This window comes from Rosistilla oblonga, assembly GCF_007751715.1.
GTDB lineage: Bacteria > Planctomycetota > Planctomycetia > Pirellulales > Pirellulaceae > Rosistilla > Rosistilla oblonga.
Window position 1 is genome coordinate 6037080 of sequence record NZ_CP036292.1, and the last position, 17845, is coordinate 6054924.

General features: G+C 58.5%; 15 protein-coding genes. 10 read left to right on the forward strand and 5 right to left on the reverse strand.

Annotated features, from left to right (window positions below; all coding sequences use genetic code 11):
- Window positions 1–18: 18 nt before the first annotated feature.
- From CA51_RS21375 to CA51_RS21385, 3 genes are all read left to right on the forward strand, one after another.
- Window positions 19–1341, forward strand: coding sequence for an outer membrane protein assembly factor BamB family protein (locus CA51_RS21375; protein ID WP_145123193.1), 1323 nt, complete (start codon window positions 19–21; stop codon window positions 1339–1341).
- Between the two features lie 316 nt (window positions 1342–1657).
- Entirely contained in the window at window positions 1658–2872 is a 1215-nt protein-coding gene (locus tag CA51_RS21380; RefSeq protein WP_231745820.1) for an endonuclease/exonuclease/phosphatase family protein, read from the forward strand.
- Window positions 2873–2982: 110 nt separating this feature from the next.
- Entirely contained in the window at window positions 2983–3876 is an 894-nt protein-coding gene (locus tag CA51_RS21385; RefSeq protein ID WP_197451372.1) for an Rpn family recombination-promoting nuclease/putative transposase, read from the forward strand.
- 33 nt (window positions 3877–3909) lie between these two features.
- Here CA51_RS21385 and CA51_RS21390 read toward each other — a convergent pair whose 3' ends face one another.
- The 3 genes from CA51_RS21390 to CA51_RS21400 all read right to left on the reverse strand — a co-directional run bounded on the left by CA51_RS21390 (window position 3910) and on the right by CA51_RS21400 (window position 8616).
- Window positions 3910–5493, reverse strand: a complete 1584-nt coding sequence (locus tag CA51_RS21390) for a GntP family permease (RefSeq protein ID WP_145123196.1) — start codon at window positions 5491–5493, stop codon at window positions 3910–3912.
- Window positions 5494–5599: 106 nt separating this feature from the next.
- The gene (locus CA51_RS21395) at window positions 5600–6901 is read right to left on the reverse strand and encodes a prolipoprotein diacylglyceryl transferase (RefSeq protein ID WP_145123197.1); all 1302 of its coding nucleotides are present in this window, start codon (window positions 6899–6901) and stop codon (window positions 5600–5602) included.
- Window positions 6902–7305: 404 nt separating this feature from the next.
- The gene (locus tag CA51_RS21400; protein ID WP_197451373.1) at window positions 7306–8616 is read right to left on the reverse strand and encodes a PQQ-binding-like beta-propeller repeat protein; all 1311 of its coding nucleotides are present in this window, start codon (window positions 8614–8616) and stop codon (window positions 7306–7308) included.
- A gap of 129 nt (window positions 8617–8745) precedes the next feature.
- Here CA51_RS21400 and CA51_RS21405 point away from each other — a divergent pair, with 129 nt between their 5' ends.
- The 4 genes from CA51_RS21405 (at window position 8746) to CA51_RS21420 (ending at window position 11504) form a co-directional block, all read left to right on the forward strand.
- On the forward strand, window positions 8746–9789 hold the full coding sequence (locus CA51_RS21405) for a hypothetical protein (protein WP_145123199.1): 1044 nt from the start codon (window positions 8746–8748) through the stop codon (window positions 9787–9789).
- Window positions 9786–10163, forward strand: coding sequence for a hypothetical protein (locus tag CA51_RS21410; RefSeq protein WP_145123200.1), 378 nt, complete (start codon window positions 9786–9788; stop codon window positions 10161–10163). The genes CA51_RS21405 and CA51_RS21410 overlap by 4 nt, the downstream gene beginning before the upstream one ends.
- Entirely contained in the window at window positions 10102–10794 is a 693-nt protein-coding gene (locus CA51_RS21415; RefSeq protein ID WP_145123201.1) for a GTPase domain-containing protein, read from the forward strand. The genes CA51_RS21410 and CA51_RS21415 overlap by 62 nt, the downstream gene beginning before the upstream one ends.
- Before the next feature lie 83 nt (window positions 10795–10877).
- Window positions 10878–11504, forward strand: a complete 627-nt coding sequence (locus tag CA51_RS21420; protein ID WP_145123202.1) for a hypothetical protein — start codon at window positions 10878–10880, stop codon at window positions 11502–11504.
- Window positions 11505–11525: 21 nt separating this feature from the next.
- On the opposite strand, the gene CA51_RS21425 is transcribed toward CA51_RS21420, so the two are convergent.
- Both CA51_RS21425 and CA51_RS21430 read right to left on the reverse strand, forming a co-directional pair.
- Window positions 11526–13217 (reverse strand): acetate--CoA ligase family protein, encoded by a 1692-nt coding sequence (locus CA51_RS21425; protein WP_145123203.1) that lies wholly within the window; start codon window positions 13215–13217, stop codon window positions 11526–11528.
- 218 nt (window positions 13218–13435) lie between these two features.
- Window positions 13436–14806 carry a hypothetical protein gene (locus tag CA51_RS21430; RefSeq protein WP_145123204.1) on the reverse strand — a complete coding sequence of 457 codons (1371 nt, stop codon included), beginning with the start codon at window positions 14804–14806 and terminating at the stop codon, window positions 13436–13438.
- A gap of 290 nt (window positions 14807–15096) precedes the next feature.
- Between CA51_RS21430 and surE the strand changes: the two genes are divergently transcribed.
- The 3 genes from surE to CA51_RS21445 are packed head-to-tail and all read left to right on the forward strand — an operon-like array spanning window position 15097 to window position 17845.
- Complete coding sequence (gene surE, locus CA51_RS21435) at window positions 15097–15849, forward strand: 5'/3'-nucleotidase SurE (protein WP_145123205.1); 753 nt, start codon at window positions 15097–15099, stop codon at window positions 15847–15849.
- 5 nt (window positions 15850–15854) lie between these two features.
- Window positions 15855–16460, forward strand: coding sequence for a hypothetical protein (locus CA51_RS21440; protein WP_145123206.1), 606 nt, complete (start codon window positions 15855–15857; stop codon window positions 16458–16460).
- A complete protein-coding gene (locus tag CA51_RS21445; protein WP_145123207.1) occupies window positions 16460–17845 on the forward strand; it encodes a vacuolar protein sorting-associated family 26 protein in 1386 nt (461 codons plus the stop codon). The genes CA51_RS21440 and CA51_RS21445 overlap by 1 nt, the downstream gene beginning before the upstream one ends.

A 17845-nucleotide genomic window follows, 5' to 3' on the forward strand; every position in this document is an offset into this window, starting at 1 on the left:
AACCGAAAGACGATCCCCATGCGTTCCGCTTCTATCGCTCGATTCCTTGGATGCGCAGGACTGATCCTGTGCGGAAGCTTTGCCACAGCGGAAAACTGGCCTCAGTTCCGTGGTCCGCATTTTAATGGCTCGTCGACCGAGACGAATCTGCCGACCGAGTTTTCGCGCACCGAAAACGTCCGCTGGTCAGCCGACCTGCCCGGACCAAGCGCTGCGACGCCCGCGATCTGGGGCGATCATATCTTCGTCTCCAGCACCTCGCCCGGAAACGATGAACTGCTGGCACTCTGCTTCGATCGCAAGACGGGCAAGCAGTTGTGGAAACATGAGATCGCCAAGGGAACACGGCAGGACACGCGAAGCACCTTTGCGGCACCATCGCCGGTGACCGACGGGAAGGTAGCGATCTTCTTCTTCGGCAACGGCGAATTGGTCGCTTACGACTTCGACGGCAAACAGCAATGGAAGCGCAACCTTCAAAGCGAATACGGATCGTTTGCGTTCCAGTGGACCTTCTCGACAAGCCCGCTGATCTATCAGAACCGCTTGATCATGCAAGTCCTGCAACGCGACACCCCCGTCAACGGACGCGGCTTGGCCGACAAGGTGAACGAATCGTATCTGATGGCGATCGATCCGCAGACCGGCGAAAACATCTGGCGGATCATTCGCCCGAGCAAGGCACAGGCGGAATCGCGTGAAGCCTTTACGACTCCGATCCCCTATCAGCACGACGGGCGAGAAGAGCTGTTGGTGATCGGCGGCGACGCGATCACCGGCCACGATCCGGCGACCGGGAAAGAACTGTGGCGTTGGGGGACTTGGAATCCGCAACGCATCGGGCACTGGCGTCACGTTCCCTCTCCCGTGGTTGGCGATGAAACGATCCTGATCTGTGCTCCAAAGAAAGACCCGATCTACGCGGTTGCCGCCGGCGGCAAAGGCTTGTTGGACGACTCGTCGATCCGCTGGATCAGCACCGACGATCGCAATTTGACGTCCGACGTTCCCACCCCTGCGTTTTACGATGGCGACTTCTTTGTCCTCAGCGACCTGCGGAAGATGCTGATGCGAGTCGAACCAAAGACCGGGAAGGTCAAATGGGAAGTTAAAACGCCTGGACTGAAGAAGTACGAAGCTTCGCCGACCGTTGCCGATGGCAAGATCTACGTGGTCAACTTTGCTGGCGACGTGGTCATCTTCGATGCCGAGACGGGCGAGATCATCAACAACGTTTCGATGGATGATCCGAGCGAAAACAACGTCCGGTCGAGCGTTGTCGTCTCTGGCGGCAACCTGTTCATCCGCGTGAACCACAAGCTGTATTGCATCGGCAAATAGTCCGAGCACTGGCAAACGCACAGCACGGCTTGAGCGATGATCCATTCCGCTCAAGCCGTCGCGGGCCCGCAAGGTCCACCAATTTCTAGCCGCATTTGCTGCGGCATCGCTCCTCGCCGTAGCGAACTGATTCTCTAAACCAGTAAACCAGTTCGCGTTTCTTGCGAGTTGGAAAACGCCCCCGCACTGATATTGCCTTGGCAAGCGGTCAGCCACTATAGAGAGTGGTGAATTCGATTGCGCAACGCGAAGTGGGTCCGACGACCGGTTTCGGCTCTCGAAATATCTCAGCACAACGCAGGCAGGGAGGCCTGACGTGGCACGCAGAAAGTCGCGCAAGAGCTCTCGATTGACAACGGTCATTTGGACGTTGGTCGCCACCGTTTCCAGCGGCGGGATCGGCGGCTATTTGAAGTCGGATCTCCCCGTCGTTGGACCGCTCGTGCAGCGGTTCATCAGTGATGAGGAGGAAAAACTTGCTGGCGCGTTCCCAGCTCCCAGCGCGAACGGCTACCCGGCGGCGACTGCAACAAACAATCCCGGCTACGCCCAAGGATATCCTCCGCCGGGAATCGACCCTCGAGCGATTCCAACCTCCGCAAATCCAGCACGCCGATACCCGCCAGCCAATCCGCAGTCGGGGACGAATTACGTGCAGCCCACATCGGCGGCGATGCGACCTGCCCCGGTGCAGCAGGCTGCCTCGCGGAAGCCGACCGACCGACTGCTGATCGCGACCTTTAACATCCAGGTTTTCGGGGCCAGCAAGCTTGGCAAGCCGGAGGTCGTCGAGGTTTTGGCGGCGGTCGTTCGCCAGTTTGATATCGTCGCAATTCAAGAAGTCCGCGCCAAAGCGGACAACATCCTGCCCGACTTTGTCAGTGCGATCAACGCCGATGGCAGCCGATACAGCTTTTTGATCGGTCCTCGCTTGGGACGGTCCAACAGCAAAGAACAATACGCCTACATCTTTGATACCAACCGCATCGAGCACGACCCTCAAGCCGTCGGCACGATGCAAGATCCCAACGACCTGCTGCACCGAGAACCTTTTGTTGCACGGTTCCGCGCCCGCACGGCGTCGCCGCAGCATGCGTTTACGTTTTGGTTAGTCGATACGCACACCGACCCCGACGAAGTTCCCGAAGAGGTCGCTGCCTTGGCCGATGTGTTTCGCGTGATGCAAACGGCGCGAGCCGATGAAGACGACGTGATCTTGCTGGGAGATCTAAATGCCAGCGAGAAGCAACTCGGTCCACTGGGACAGATTCCGGGTATCACTTGGGTCGTTCGCAATGCGATGACCAACACGCGACAGAACAAAGCGTACGACAACATCCTTTTCCATGCCCAAGCGACGCAGGAGTTTACCGGGCGATGGGGCGTGTTCGATCTCGAACGCGCCTTTGGTTTGTCGCGTGAACAGGCACTGGATGTCTCCGACCATCTGCCAGTGTGGGCGGAGTTTCAAATCTGGGAAGCCCCCCACCAAGCTCGCGTCGCCGAAGCGGCTCCGGCGATGCAACGCTAGACTCCGTAAGCTGAGCTAGCAATCGCGTTCTCCATTTCTCGCCAGACACACCGGCCTATACTATATTTAAATAGGTCTCACTGCAGTCTGTCGTTTTGATGGAGCTTGCTATGCCGCTGGGCATCCGTCCGCTCGTCGATTTCGCCTTCAAGAAGATTTTCGGGAGTCCCGAGAACACTTCGGCGTTGATCGGTCTGCTGAATGCAGTGTTGAAGCTGCAGTCGCCGATTCGGGAAGTCACGATCCTGAATCCGTTCAGCCACCAAGAGTTTGAAGACGCCAAGCAGATCGTGCTGGATGTCCGCGCTCGCGATCAGAGCGACCGCTGGTTGAACATCGAGATGCAGGTTTCCATCGCAAGCGGTCTGCTGAAACGCTTGACTTATTACGCCTGTTCGATGTACGTCGATCAATTGCAATCCGGCGACAATTATTCAAATCTGAACCCAGCGATCTCGATCTGTTTGCTGAACAAGAACCTGTTTACCGATTCGCCTCAGCCACACCATCGGTTTCAGATGCTCGATCGCTCCAGCGGTCGCCAGCTGACCGATGCGATCGAAGTACACACTGTCGAACTTCTGAAGTACAATTTAGAGGAAGCTTCGATAGCGACGGCGAGCCGCATCGAGCAATGGGTTTTCTTTTTGCTGAGGGCTCACGAGTTCGACGAAAAACGTTTGCGTGAACTGTTACCAGCGATCGAGTTCCAGCAGGCAATCGCAACCGTGGCAACTATCTCTGAAAAGACCGAGGACCGATCGATGTACGATCAACGTGAAAAAGCGCTCCGCGATCACGAATGGCGACTAGCCGCCGCGCGTGAGGAAGGCGAGAAAATCGGCGAAGCTCGCGGCGTGGTTTTGGGCAGGATTCAGATATTGCAGAGCATTCTGTCGATGACGGTTTCCAGCGAAGCAGCGTTGCGCGACGCAACGACCGAACAATTGATCGAGATCGAAGCCGACCTACAGCGAATCGCCCGCGCACGCGGCCAAGCTTAAGCCTACCCGCGGGGCCCGTTGCGTTTCTAACCGCTACGGCATGATTCGCGAAAGGACCAGCGTCGCCGCCATGCCGACGATTCCCAGGACCGCTAACAACGGAGTCCAGGTTTTCAGGGCTTCCCCTTCGGTCAAGCCGCCCATCTTGGCAAAGATCCAAAAACCGCTGTCGTTCATCCAAGATCCGACCAGCGAACCCGCACCGATCGCGGTTGCGATATAAACGGTACCATAAGGCAGTTCGGTGCCGTCGATGATCCCCGCCATCATCCCCGAGACGATGATCATCGCCGCGGTGCTGGAACCTTGAGCGATCTTCAGCAGCGACGCCAAACCGAAGCCCAGGAACAGCATCACCGTGCCCGGGCTCGTGTCGCCGAAGGTGCTTTCGGCGATCTGTCGAATCGAATCGCCAACACCTCCCTGCTTCAACATCGCCCCAAACGCAGAGCCTGCCGCCGTGATCAAGATGATCACGCCGCCGCTCATCAACGACAGCTCCACCATCTTGGCAACATCCTGCCTGCTGGGCGTCCGCTGCCGGATATAAACTCCCATCGCGATGATCGTAGAAATCAGCAGCGCGAAGGCTGGATTACCAACCACGTTGGTCACACGACTTGCGTTAGTGAAGAACCCGGGCGCTCCGTACTCGGCCAAGGTTTCGGCTTTGACCTGCTTCAGAACCTCATCCTTCGATACATTCTTTCCGGCCAGTTCGGCTTCCGCCTGGATCGCTGCGACCTGAGCATCCAAGGTAGTCCCTTGAGCCACAGCTTCGACCTCGGCTTTGGTGAGCAATTCTCGCGATGAAAGGGTGCTGGCAACGGTATGCAGCGCGATCATCACCACCGGCAACAGCACGGGCAACAGCGACGCGAACAAGCTTGGCAATTGGTCGTCGGCCAGCGGCTCGGGCTCTTCATGACCAGCGACCTCTCGCATCGGGATATCGAACATCCGGTCCAACAGCCCCGCGACCAAGATGCCTGCAATCGCTGCGGGCAAGGCAACCATCGCCCCGATCAAAATCATCGTCCCCATATCGATGCCCAGATTCGCAGCCATCGTCAACGGACCGGGAGTCGGCGGGACCAACGTATGCGTGATCGCTCCGCCAGCACTGATCGCCAAAATGCACTTCAGATAGGCTCCGCCAGTTCGTCGATAAAACGACCGCGCCAGTGGCACCAGCAGATAGAAAACCGTATCGAAGAAGACCGGTATCGCCAGCACATACCCGCTGCCCATCAACGCCCACGGGGCTCGCTTTTCCCCAAGCATCGACATGAACGCGCGAACAATTCTGTCCGCCGCACCGCTGTCCATCATGCAGGTGCCGATCACCGCCGCCAACGCGATCACGATCGCGATGTTGCCACACGTTTCACCAAAGGCAGCAGTCACCCGCGACATCGCATCGCCAGCCAATCGATATCCGACGCTCTGCGATGTCGAATCACCCGCCCCGGTGGGCTGCGGCACCGGTTCCAGCGTCAACAAACTGACACTGATCGCAGCGATCAACAACGCGATAAACGCATTGACGCGCAGCCACATGATCAAACCAATGACCAGCGCAATGCCGACCGCCATCACAATCAACGGATGAATCATATCTCAAAATCTTGCGGATATAGTGCTTATGGAAAAGCAAGAGAATGGCACAAGCCGGCCGCAGATTCAAGCGTTAACGCTACCTTTCGAGGCACAAAGACCAACTTTACGGCGAAGCGGTGACCGTCGCGGGGTCAGCCGTTTTCAGCGGTCGTCGGTATAGATAAATCAACAGCCCGATCGACCCCACGAAAACGAAGATGCTGACCCACTGCGAGATCGTCAGCCCCGTTCCAAACTGGCCCGGTTCATCCGACCGGATCGATTCGAGCCCAAAGCGGACGACGGCATACCCGGCGAAACCGATCCCCATCAACGCCCCTTCGCGTCGAATCCAAGGTGAGATCACCATCAACATCACCGCCATCGCCAGCCCAAGCACACTGCTGTACAGCTGAGCCGGAGCGACGCTGTTCGCACGCTGCGGCAATTGGTCAGCCTTCCATCGATAGGTTTTGCCATCGACAAACATCGCGATCCCAAGGCCGCTTGTATCGTCGATTGGCAGTGTCAGATCGGTATCCTCGGGAGCGGGGCGCTCCAATTGAATCCGCACCTCACCGCCCGGTTGCACTCCCGCTTCCGCAGCCAGCGACGCCGGCACAACTTCGACGATCTTCCCGAGCCGCGCGGAATCCGACTTGTCGCTATCTCCCCAATCGACGACCAGCCCCAACAGATCGCCCGAGCGCGCCTGATCCTCGTAGACAGGACTCCCCTTGGGGAACTGCATCGAATAAGCACTTGGTTCGCAGCGCCCGCCATAACAACACCCATTCATGACACATCCCATGCGGCCGAAAAACAGACCGATGAAGACGCACGGAATGATGATGTCGGCCATCCGAAAGAACGGCAGACTATGGCGACGACAAAACAGGACCAGCCCAACAAACCCGCCGATCAAGGAACCGTAAACCACGATCCCACCGCGAGTGAAATCGACGATCGATCGCAACATCTGCAGCATGCTCTCGTGCTCGAACCGGTCGCGATACTCGATGACATAAAACGCACGTGCTCCCAAGATCCCCAGCACAAACAACCACGGCGCGGCCGCCATGATCGTCTCGGATCCCAAACCGTATTTGCGAGCGCGAACGATCGCCAAACCTACCGCTGCACTAACGCCCAACAGCATCATCACCCCATATCCGCGGATCGCCATCCCCATCGGTTCGCCCGCCTGGTTGCGGATCTCGACATTGGGAAAGACCACCGCGACGACAACCGCCGCGATCGCGCACATCCCCAACGTGCTGAACAGTTCCGAACGACGGTTCGGATCGCGGCTGGAAAAGATGGTGATTGCGATCGCATACAACACGATCGCTCCCAACAACCAGCCAAAGCCAAACAGTGGAATGCCAGCAAATTCGTGAGGGATGAAAAAGAGCGTGCGGTACATATAAATGAAAGCAAAAGCTAAGGGAATCGTCCCGCCACAGGACGGTTGCCCGAGAGGCGGCAGGGGGAGTAACACGCCCCTCCAGTGGAGCGGCGGCAGGCGTTTGATCCTGCTGACAATACCATCAAGGGTCGCCGTTGTGCGAGATGCGTTTCCGGGACTTCCTCATAATTATAGATAGCAGAAACGCAAAACGGCCTGTCGATTTAATCAGCCGTTTGGGCGTTAGCCCCGGTTCAAGCACCGCTAAACCGGTGCCAACGCCCAAACGGCTAATTCAAGGAAACTCGTTGTGATTAAACCGACAGGCCGAAAAGAACGTCTGCCGAAGGCCCGTCGCAAACGTCTCGAACAAACTCCGTGAGCCCGACGCTTCGCGGACGATATCGACGGCACGCCCGCTTTTATTTCTGATCGGCCCCTGCGGCAGTCAGATCGACAGCAAGCAACTTGCTCTGCTCGCCATCGCTCATCCGGCAGACCAACTTGCCGCCCGACAGTGCCGGCAAGGCACGGTAGGTTCCCGGCGGCAGTTCCATCTTCCCGAGCGATTGGAACTTCGACCGATCCGCAGCAAACAACTCCAGCGTCCCGTCGGTCCGCTGCGCGATCAACCGATCGCCAACGCCGATCAAATGCGCCACGCCATAATCCTCCTCGGACCACTGGACCTTGCCGGTCGCCAGTTCGATGCACCGCAGCGTCGCCGCCCCCATATCCTCGCGTCCATGGATTCCGTAGACGTAGCCGTCGCGGACGATTCCCGAATTGTATTGGCTGCTGAGAATATCATCGCCGCTCCACACGATCTCCGGCGGCCGCTTCGACAGATCGACCAATTCCGCTCCGATCCGATAACTGGCACTCAACAGCAACCGTTCCCCCACCCGCGTTGGCGTCGCACCGATCACGTTCAGACCGCGCTGACCAAACGGAATCTCAAAAACGATCTCGCCATCGGCCGCGTTCAGCACCACGGTTTGGAAACGCATCGGCACGATCACTGTCGTTGCGTCGAAAGCGATCGGCGAGGCGTAGTCGGCTGTCAGATCGGTTGCCGCCCAAACGGTTTTGCCCGATTTGCGATCCAAGCCCACAATACCATGGCCTTCATCGCCACCAACCGCCACGACAACCGTATCACCGCTGACGATCGGCGTGCTGCCGGCGCCAAAGTAGCCATCTTCGGCGGCATAGTCATGTCGCAGCGTTCGCGACCAGATCGGCTTGCCATCGGACGCGGCGACAGCGTGCAGGTCTCCCGCGGCACCGTAAACATAAACCGTTCCGCGATCGACCACCGGCACGCATCGCGGGCCGCGGTCGTTGTTAAATCCACCGCCGTAGGTTGCCGGAAACTCCGCCTGCCACAGTCGCTGGCCGTCGCTCAATCGGCAACAATCGAGTCGCTCTTGGTCATCGACTCGGTGCCACAAAAAAACCTTCCCATCGACAACCGCCACTCCGGAATATCCCGATCCACACGGAATCTGCCAGGCGACCCGAGGCGTCTGTTGCCACAATCCCTCCCCCGCATCGCTGGCGATCCCATTGCGCTCGGGACCAAGAATCTGCGGCCAATCGCCGGCGCGAAGCGACGGTGTGAAGGCGAGGACCAAGACGATAGCCATCCACGCCGAGGCCGGCCAAGTTTTCAGACCTTGCGGCGACCGAGGCCCGGCGGCTTCGATCGAAAGGGATTGTTGAATGCACATTTTGTGTCGAGGGGTTCGAGACGGTGGGGAAAGTATTGATATGATACAGCAGACCGAACCATTCGAGGCGGCCAGCGACCGATGTTCCGCCCTGCCGCACTCCCTATCCATCACCCCGACGACACACCGATGATCCGCAGGCCTCGCCTTCTTAATAAAAAACGTGGCAGCCGACGTTCGGGATGGCAAATCTGGGGAACCGTTGGCGAAACGCTCTTTTTTGCCGCCCTATTCCTGCTGGGATCCTTTGGGTTTGGACTGATCATCGCGATCGTCACCTTCGCCACCGACCAAGCTCCCGTCACGCCCGGCTTCGGATTTTGGACCCTCCTGATCGCCTCGATCTCGCTGATTTTTCTAGGAACCAGCGGCGTGACCTATCGAATTTTGGGCGTGGGAGCCAGCCATGAGCGCCGCAGCGCGCTAGCCAAACGCGCCGCAGAAATCGAACTGGTGCCGCGTGGCAAACTGAGCAAAAACGACCTCCCCAACGTCCCTCAGCTGAAGCGAATTACCGAAAGTCCCGGCACGCAGCTCGCGTTTCGCTTGCCGACGATCGCGTCGCCGATCTGGAATCTCGCCGCGTCCGCCGCGTTGGCCTTCATGTGGACCGGATGTGCGCTGTCGTTGCTGGGAGTATCGATCGTGTCGATCGTCGAAGGCCAGCCGCGGGTGCTGCTGACCATACTGATCGTGCCGATCAGTGCGGCGGGGATCTGGACCTTCCGCCGCTTCATCATCCAACTGAAAAAGTCGGCTGGGATCGGGCTGTCGATCGTCGAGATCAGCAACCATCCGCTACAACCCGGACAGACCTGCGAAGTCTACGTGGCGCAGTACGGTCGTGCTGCCCTCAAATCTTTCCAGGCTAAGCTAGTCTGTGAGGAGCTATCCACATTCCGCCAAGGAACCGACGTCCGGACTGAAAAACATGCTGTTTTTGAAGAAATAGTGCTTGCTATCAGCGGAATAACCATTGACCCCAACCAGCCTTGGGAGCGAAAATTTACGTTAGCAGTTCCACCAAGTGCGATGCATTCGTTTCAAAGCCCGCACAATTCAATTAGTTGGTGGATTGTAATCCACGGAGAGGGTTCCCCTTGGCCATCGTACTTCCGAAGATTCCCGGTCGTAGTGCTACCACACGGCGCAACAACCGCAACCAACCTATGATCAGCATCCAGCTGGATCGCGAGGAAGGTGTTTACTCACCTGGCGATCTGCTCGAATGCAACTGGCGAATCGGTCGGATTGGTCTCGATGGCATTCAGAGCGTCGAAGCGTCCGTGTTATGGTACACCGAAGGCAAGGGTGACGAAGACTTTTCCGTCCACCACTTTGTCCGCGTCTCGGGCGAACAATTGCGTAAACTGGGCGACAGCTACCAACACTCGCTGGTCACCGCTTTGCCGATGAGCCCGCTGACCTACGACGGGCAACTGCTGCGAATCCGTTGGTGCGTCCGACTGCGAATCTTCCTTCCCAATGAAAACGATACGGTTTGGCAACAGCCGTTTTTCCTTGGTTATGCCGACAGCGACGCCTAGTCCGCACGATCGGCAAGCCGCTTGGCGTCAGCCGACCAATCCGTTTGCCACCCGCTGCGTACGCCCCGCCGCGCTTCGCTTTCGCTTCGATCAAACCAGCGTCGACCTCGAATCGCTCGCCGAAAAACTGCGTTCTCAATCAGCCGTCGGATCGGTGATCGTCGGCCCTCACGGCTCGGGCAAATCGACTCTTGTAGCCCATCTGAGCAGCAAACTTGAGAACGATTTCAGCTCGATCCAAACCAAGACCCTTCGCATCGGCGATCCGACGCGCGGCTTCATCCGCTGGGCGATTCGCCAGCCGGCCGGATCGCTGCTGATCGTCGACGGGCTGGAACAATTGGACAGCTTCCGCCGCCGGGCGTTACTGTTCGTCTGCCGCATCCGCCGCATTCGTTGCCTGGCGACCGCACACGCCCCGCTTCCCGGGTTTTGCGAATTGCATCGGACCGCCGCCACGATCGACTTGGCCAAACAACTGGCCAGCGAACTACTGAGCCAAGATAAGCTCCGAATCGCTGCGGCCCACGATTTCATCGACCAAATCTGGGATGATCTCGACGGCAACCTCCGCGAGCTGTGGTTCGCCATGTATGATTGGTATCAAGCCGAGGCGCTCGCGTCTCGCTAGCCAGCGGCGCAATGCCTACTGTTGCCGCGCGACCTTTCGTGCACAGACCCCTCGAGTTTTCTCGCCCCGCGAATAGTACAGTAATGCCTATTGTTATGCCCGTCGTCGTCAGCCAAGCCGCTGGCGCAAACCAAGCTCATCGCGATTTGGAAGAGAAGCTCGTCACGCGGCTGATGCTCGACGAAGCAGCCGACGTGCGGCTGATCGGACCAATGCAGCAGCTGCAAGGCAATTCGACCGACCAAATCATGCTCGAACGCATAACCAGCGATTTCATCCTACTCGGCTGGCACGCACCCGAGGAGAGCTTGCGAAATTTGCAGGCGCTCGGCATCGCCGCCCGTCGCGCCGCCCATGCCGGCGACCGGAACCCGCCTTTGAGATCCTGCCGCGGCGTCTACTTTATCGACCTCACGAAACTGAAGTCGATCGACGATGCGATCCTGCAGATCAAAGCCTGCTCGGCGAACCGAGCGAACAAAACGATCCAGATTGGCCTGTCGGCACCCAGCCCCAAAAAGACGGCTCCTCCGGTGACACCCTCTTCGCCACCGCCGACATCCCAGCCCGCTTCGCCTGCTGCGGAGAGTCCATCCACAGCCGAGCGCTATGTCGCTCTGGGGCGGAACGATCACCGCGACGAACCTCACGACGCGGTGGACGATGCGATGGAATCGCTGATCGATGAACTCGATCAGATGGATCTATGATCGTTTGATTTGCGGTGCATCTCAAGCAACGCGGCGGACATGAATCCGCGCGTCCAACGCGACGGCGCCGTGTGGCGAGACGAGCAAAGGGTTCATCGTCAGGTGTCGAATTTCCGGGCAATCGGTAAGCATCTGCGCCGTCCGCAACATCACGTCGACAAGCGAATCGACATCGATCGCCGCGCGATTGCGAACGCCTTGCATCAACGGCCAGATCTTTAACGAGCGAATCATCCCGCGGGCGACCGGAGTGTTCCACGGCGGCAGCTCAAAGACCGTATCGCGCAACGCTTCGCCAGCGATCCCGCCGGTCGCCAACATCAACATCGGTCCCAACACTGGGTCGCGGAAGCCGCCGACAATCAATTCAAACGCATCGCGTGAATCGATCATCGGCTGGACCGTTACGCCCGGCACGATCGCATCGGGAGCGTGTTGCCGCGCCGAACGCATCAATCCGCAAAACGCAGCCCGGACTTCCGATGCGTCATGCAGATGCAACGCCACGCCACCGACATCGGTCTTGTGTGCGATCTGCTGCGAGACGATCTTCAACACCACCGGATAACGCAACACTTCGGCACAAGCGACCGCTTCATCGATACTCCCCGCCCGCAGCGATTCAGCGACCGGAATGCCGTAAGCGCTCAGCACCCGCTTCGATGCATCTTCGGCCATCGTTTCGATCGAATCCCGGACTGCGTCGGATAGCGTTTGTTGCACGATCAGCGGACTGCAATCGCTACGCAGCTGATAACTGCGGGCCGGTTGATCCAAATACTCGCGGTGGCCTCGCTGTTGCAATAGATAATCGAGTGCCACGATCGCTTGTTGCGGCGATCGAAAGCTTGCGATGCCCGCAGCTTGCAACAACGGCTCAACCGCCGTCGCCCCAGCCTCTCCCATCACCACCGCCAACACCAGCTTCGTCGAATCGCGGCAACGATCGATCCAAAGCGTCGCCGCTTCGCCAAGATCAGTTGACGCCGGCGGGCTCCAGATCACAAGCACCACATCCGCGTTGCCGTCTTCCAAGACGCAACCGACGGCATCGGCAAACCGTTGCGAGGCGGAACAGCCAGTGCCATCGAACGGGCTTGCGATCTCGCCGTGCTCGGGCAGCAAACGCTTTAGCGATTCGATGGTGCACGGCTCCAATTCCGCCACCACGCTGCGGCGATCTTGCATCGCTTCGACAGCAACCCGCCCGATCCCGCTGGCATTGGCAATGATCGCAACGCGAGCCCCTGACACGCGTGGCTTTCGCGATAGAAAGGCAGCGGCATCAACAACATCGTCCGGCGCCGCAACTCGTACCATGCCGCACTTGCGGAAGAGAGCGTCATCCATGCGGTCGCGATCCAACCAGCCGCCTTCACGCAGAATGTTGCGTGCCGACGATTCAAAGGTTCTCGGCGTGTAGATCACGATCGGCTTGCGACCACAACATTCACCGGCCGCTTCGATCAAAGCCTCGACATCGTCGATCGAATCGACACAGATCCCAATCGCATCGGTCTCTGGATCGGCTGCGATGCGGAGGAGAAAATCGGCAAGCGTCGCCCCCAACACTTTGTCGACCGACACGACGTGCGACAGACCGACCGATCGCTGCCTGGCCCGATCGACCAAGCCATCGCACAAAACAGCGGACTCCGAGATCAACGCGATCTGTTTCGCGACCGGCACTCTCTCTGCACAACGAATACTCATCCGAGCGTCCTCCGTAAAGTTGGGCCGACGGTTGATTCGCGGTTCGCATCGGACAAACGCCAGATGCGACCAAAGCACACATCAGTATAGGCGAATCAGGGGGCGAGCGTTCCTTGCCGACGAAACAGCAAACGCCGCGTCCGATGAAACTTTCGTGAATCCTCGCCCGCCGCCAGATAGCTTTCGCAGCGGCGAATGTTGCGAGAGCTCCGCTGGGTTTAGCTGCCTCGATAGTTGCGGAGCACGCTGGCCAGATGATGCGACAGCAAAACCGCGATCGCTCCCGGAATCAGGACCGTCACCGCATCGACGAAACGCCCCAGCGGAGCGGATGTGAGGACGACCGGAATCATCCCCAACACACTGTAAAGCAAAGCGAAAGCGAGCGTTAAGACGTTCGCTCGCGTAACCTCTTCAGGTACCAGGATTGCGGAAACGCAGCGATCAGCGTCTCGCCGACAGAGCGGCAGCAGAATCAACGCGACAATCCCCACCAACAAACAGACGAAAAATGGTGGGTGCAAACCGATGTGAGCCAGAGCGATGCGCACCGTCTGGCGCACCGCTTTGGCGATCCAGATCGCATAAGCGATCGGTTTCCGAAGAATGATTTCTCGATTCAAGCTCGAGATCTCGGCGTGCTGCAGCAATACATCGTCACCAAAATCGCGGCTCGCCGTCGGGACGACCACTTCGTAGATCATCGCATTCCAGCGATCCTCCATCGTTTGATACCCCATCCCTTCGGACAACGCGGGATGTGCCGCATACCAATCGATGCGAGAAGCAAGAACATGTTGCGCGAACGCCTGCTGATCCGCTGGCAACTGCTGGACGATCTCCTGATCCATGAACTGGACCGTGACGCCAGCGAGGTTCTGGCTGCCAAACGCGACCACGCCAAACTGGCCGACGACGACTAATCGGATCAGCGAATAGATGACCACGGGGCCCAGGCTAGCAAAAAACAAGACACAACACCGACGCATCGTTGGCATCCAAGCGAGCCCCGCGTCCCGCCAGATCAACGCCGCCGCGACTGGCAGAAATCCAACGAGAAACAGGTACGCCGGCCGGCAAAGAATCGTGACGATCGACATCAGACTGATCGCAAGCAGCAGCCACGGCGATCGCGTGTTGCAATACATCAGCAGCAGACTGCAGGTGATCAGGCTCATCGAGACCGCCAGCGAATCGGTCGAGATCAGGTTGACGTTGAACCATAAGGTGATGCTCAACAGAGACGCTGCCGCCATCAGAAACGTCTGCCAGCGTGGGATCCCGATTTTGGAGAACCCAAGGGCCAACATCGCACAAGCGATCAGATGCACCAGCAACTGAAAGTGAGGAAGCAACGACATCGCCCCCGTCAACTCAAACAGCTCAAGAATCGCGGGATAGACCGGCGTGCGAATGCTCTTCAATGCAGCCGCAAACGAATCAAAAGGGAACTCGAGATAACTCGGCGAGTCGGGAACCTGCTGCGGGTGCAATCGACCGGTGACCTGCAACGCCACGACCAAACATCCCGCCAGCGCGATCCAGATCCCTACCAGCCAATTGCGTGACGAAAAATCGGGTTTGCTCACGGCGAGGCACCTTGGGGCGATGAAATGTCGGACGCCGCCAACCGACGGGTCGCAAAAGGCCCGGAGCCAAGGTAGTTTTGGATCGGCGAGCGTCCTCGCAGCCAGCGGCCGCGAATCGCATTAAAGGTTACCGATTGCCCAAGAAACTGACAAGCAAAGCAGTCGAGCGCGGGGGAGAACGGAAGCGTCGGCGAAGAAAACATGACGACGCAGCTCGCTCGCGGCGCCCTGTTCAAAATCGAGAACATTGATGCTACGTTGCTCTGCATAACACAAGGAGCTGATCAACGATGCGTATTATGTTAACAAACGATGATGGAATCTTCGCGCCGGGGCTGGAGGCGATGGAACGAGAGTTCACGCCGCTGGGCGATGTCCAAACCTGCGCGCCGACGACCGAGCAAAGCGGCGTCGGGCATTCGATCACCTACCTGACTCCGCTGACCTATAAAGAAGTCTTCCGCGAAAACGATCGAATGGCATTTGCTGTCGACGGATCGCCGGCGGATTGCGTCAAGCTGGGCATTTCCGAACTCTGCGAACATCGCCCCGACGTGGTGATCAGCGGCATCAACAGCGGGCTCAACGCTGGCATCAACGTCCTCTATTCGGGAACGGTTGCCGCCGCGATCGAAGCTGCCTTTTTTGGCGTCACCAGCTTCGCCGTTTCGCTCGAATACGATCCCCACGCCGACTATCGCCGCGCCGCCGAGATCGCCCGCGAGATCGTGATGAAGATCGTCGCCCGCGACGAAGCCAAAGCGGGTTTGTTCAACATCAACATCCCCACCGCAGCGACGCGGCAACCGGCGGAAGTGCGTGTCGTCCCGATGGGCATCGGGCATTACGGCAGCCAGTACATCAAACGCCAGGATCCCAACAACCGAGACTACTACTGGGCCACGGTCGATCCGCCTCCCGCACCGACCGATCACAACACCGACCTCAACGCGTTGGCGGAAGGCTTCGTTACGGTCTCGCCGCTAAAATTCGATCTGACGCGTCAAGAACTGCTGTCGCCGATGAAGACATGGGAACTGTAGATCGGATGGATTGGCAACCCTTTGCGGCGATGAACCTGCTCCGCAATCCGTTTGGTGAACTGACGCGTGAAGACCGCGTGCGAGCCGCCGTGGTCGATGTCGCCGATTGCATCGATCGTCTGCAGCAACCGCAAACGGCTTTGCAGTTCATAGCCGACTGTGGTCGCGGCAAGACGACGCATCTGTTGTCGATCGCGGCTCAGGCCCCCGCCGCGGCATACGTCTATCTGCCCGAAGACGAACGTTGCCCGCCGATCCCGCACGGCCAACCGCTGCTGATCGACGAAGCGCAGCGATTGCCTTGGCTTGTGCGACGGCGAGCCTTCGCTCGCGGCGGCGCGTTGGTGCTGGGAACGCATGTCGATTTAAACGGCCCACTACGGCGTGCAGGATACAGCGTCTGGACGTATCATGTGGGGCAAGATCTCACGGCAGAACGACTAGCCCAAATGCTCAACCGACGAATTCAGCTGGCCCAACTTCGCAGCGGACCGATTCCGCAAATCAGCGAAACCGAGGCAGCCGATTGGATGGCACGCCATGGCAGCGATATCCGCGCGATCGAATTCGATTTATACGAACGCTTTCAACAGCAGATTGGAGTCGGCTGATGGCAAAATGCAGCTTGGCAATCGAACTCGACGAACCCGACCGCCTCTACACATCAAACGACCGCATCCGCGGCACCGTCGTCGTTCGCGCCGATGACGATGTCCAATGCAAAGCACTCAAGGTTCGCAGCGGCTGGGCGACCCACGGCCGCGGCAACATCGATTCGAACGATTTACATTCCGAAGTGCTGTTCCAAGGGCAATGGCGCAGCGGCGAAGAACATCGCTACCGCTTCGACCTGCCCGTCTCGTCATGGCCCCCAACGTATCACGGCACGTTCCTGAACGTCGATCACTACATCCATGCGACCGCGGATATCCCCTGGGCATTCGACCCGAAAGAATCGCAACCGTATCGGGTCGTCAGCTCCAACGCACCCGGCGCCGGCGTGGTGGAAAAAGATGCCGCGAACAACGCGATCGTCGGCGGGATCTTGAAGTTCTTTTTCATCGGCCTCGCGTTGTTCATGCTGCTCAACCCGATGCTCTGGATCCTAGCGTTTCCCATTGGGATCGGCGGCGGGGTCTGGTGGTTCCTGAAATCCTACCTCCCCAAGAAACTGCTGGGCGACGTCGAATACACATTAAACCAGGATAGCTACCAACCAGGCGAAACGCTCCAGGCAACGCTTCGCGTTCATCCCAAAAAGGATATCCCGATCAATTCAGTGATCTGGACCGTGACAGGCGTCGAGGCCTGCGTCTCGGGCTCGGGAAGCAACCGACGAACGCATCGCCACGAACTGTTCCACGGTGGAAAGCTGGTCGACGAGCTTCGCACCCTGCCCGGGAACAAGGAAACCCTAATCCCTTTGGAACTTCAACTGCCCGACAAACCTTGTTTTACGATGAACCTAGGTTCGAATCAGATCGCCTGGAAAACGACGATTTGTATCGACATCCCGCGCTGGCCCGACTGGAACGATTCGCGTGCCATTCAGCTCGCACCGTCGAAAGAACTCGTCCAGGCAGTCACCGTCGAAACGATCGACAGCGGCGGAGACATCTCGACACAGCCGACTGCGGCGGCTGGCGAAGAACCCGACGTGACCTTCGCGGCAACGCTAGAGATGATTCAATCGGTGATCGACGACGACAAACAAGTCGACCGAATCGTCGATGCCGTTCGCGACTTGCCGATGCAGTTGAATCTGATTCCGCAGCGCCGCGAACTCTACAGCAGCAGCAGCAAGGATCACGCCTACGCCGATGGACACGTCGTGATTGGGCAAACGATCGACCCCGTGATGCCGGTCACGATGTTCATTCCGCGTTCCTTGGCCGATGAGTTCGACCAAGCGACCGATCGTCCGTGGAGCGGGGAGGGGAGTATCGTCGGATACGACCATCGCCAAAACCGCTTGCAATTACGTATCGAACCCTAA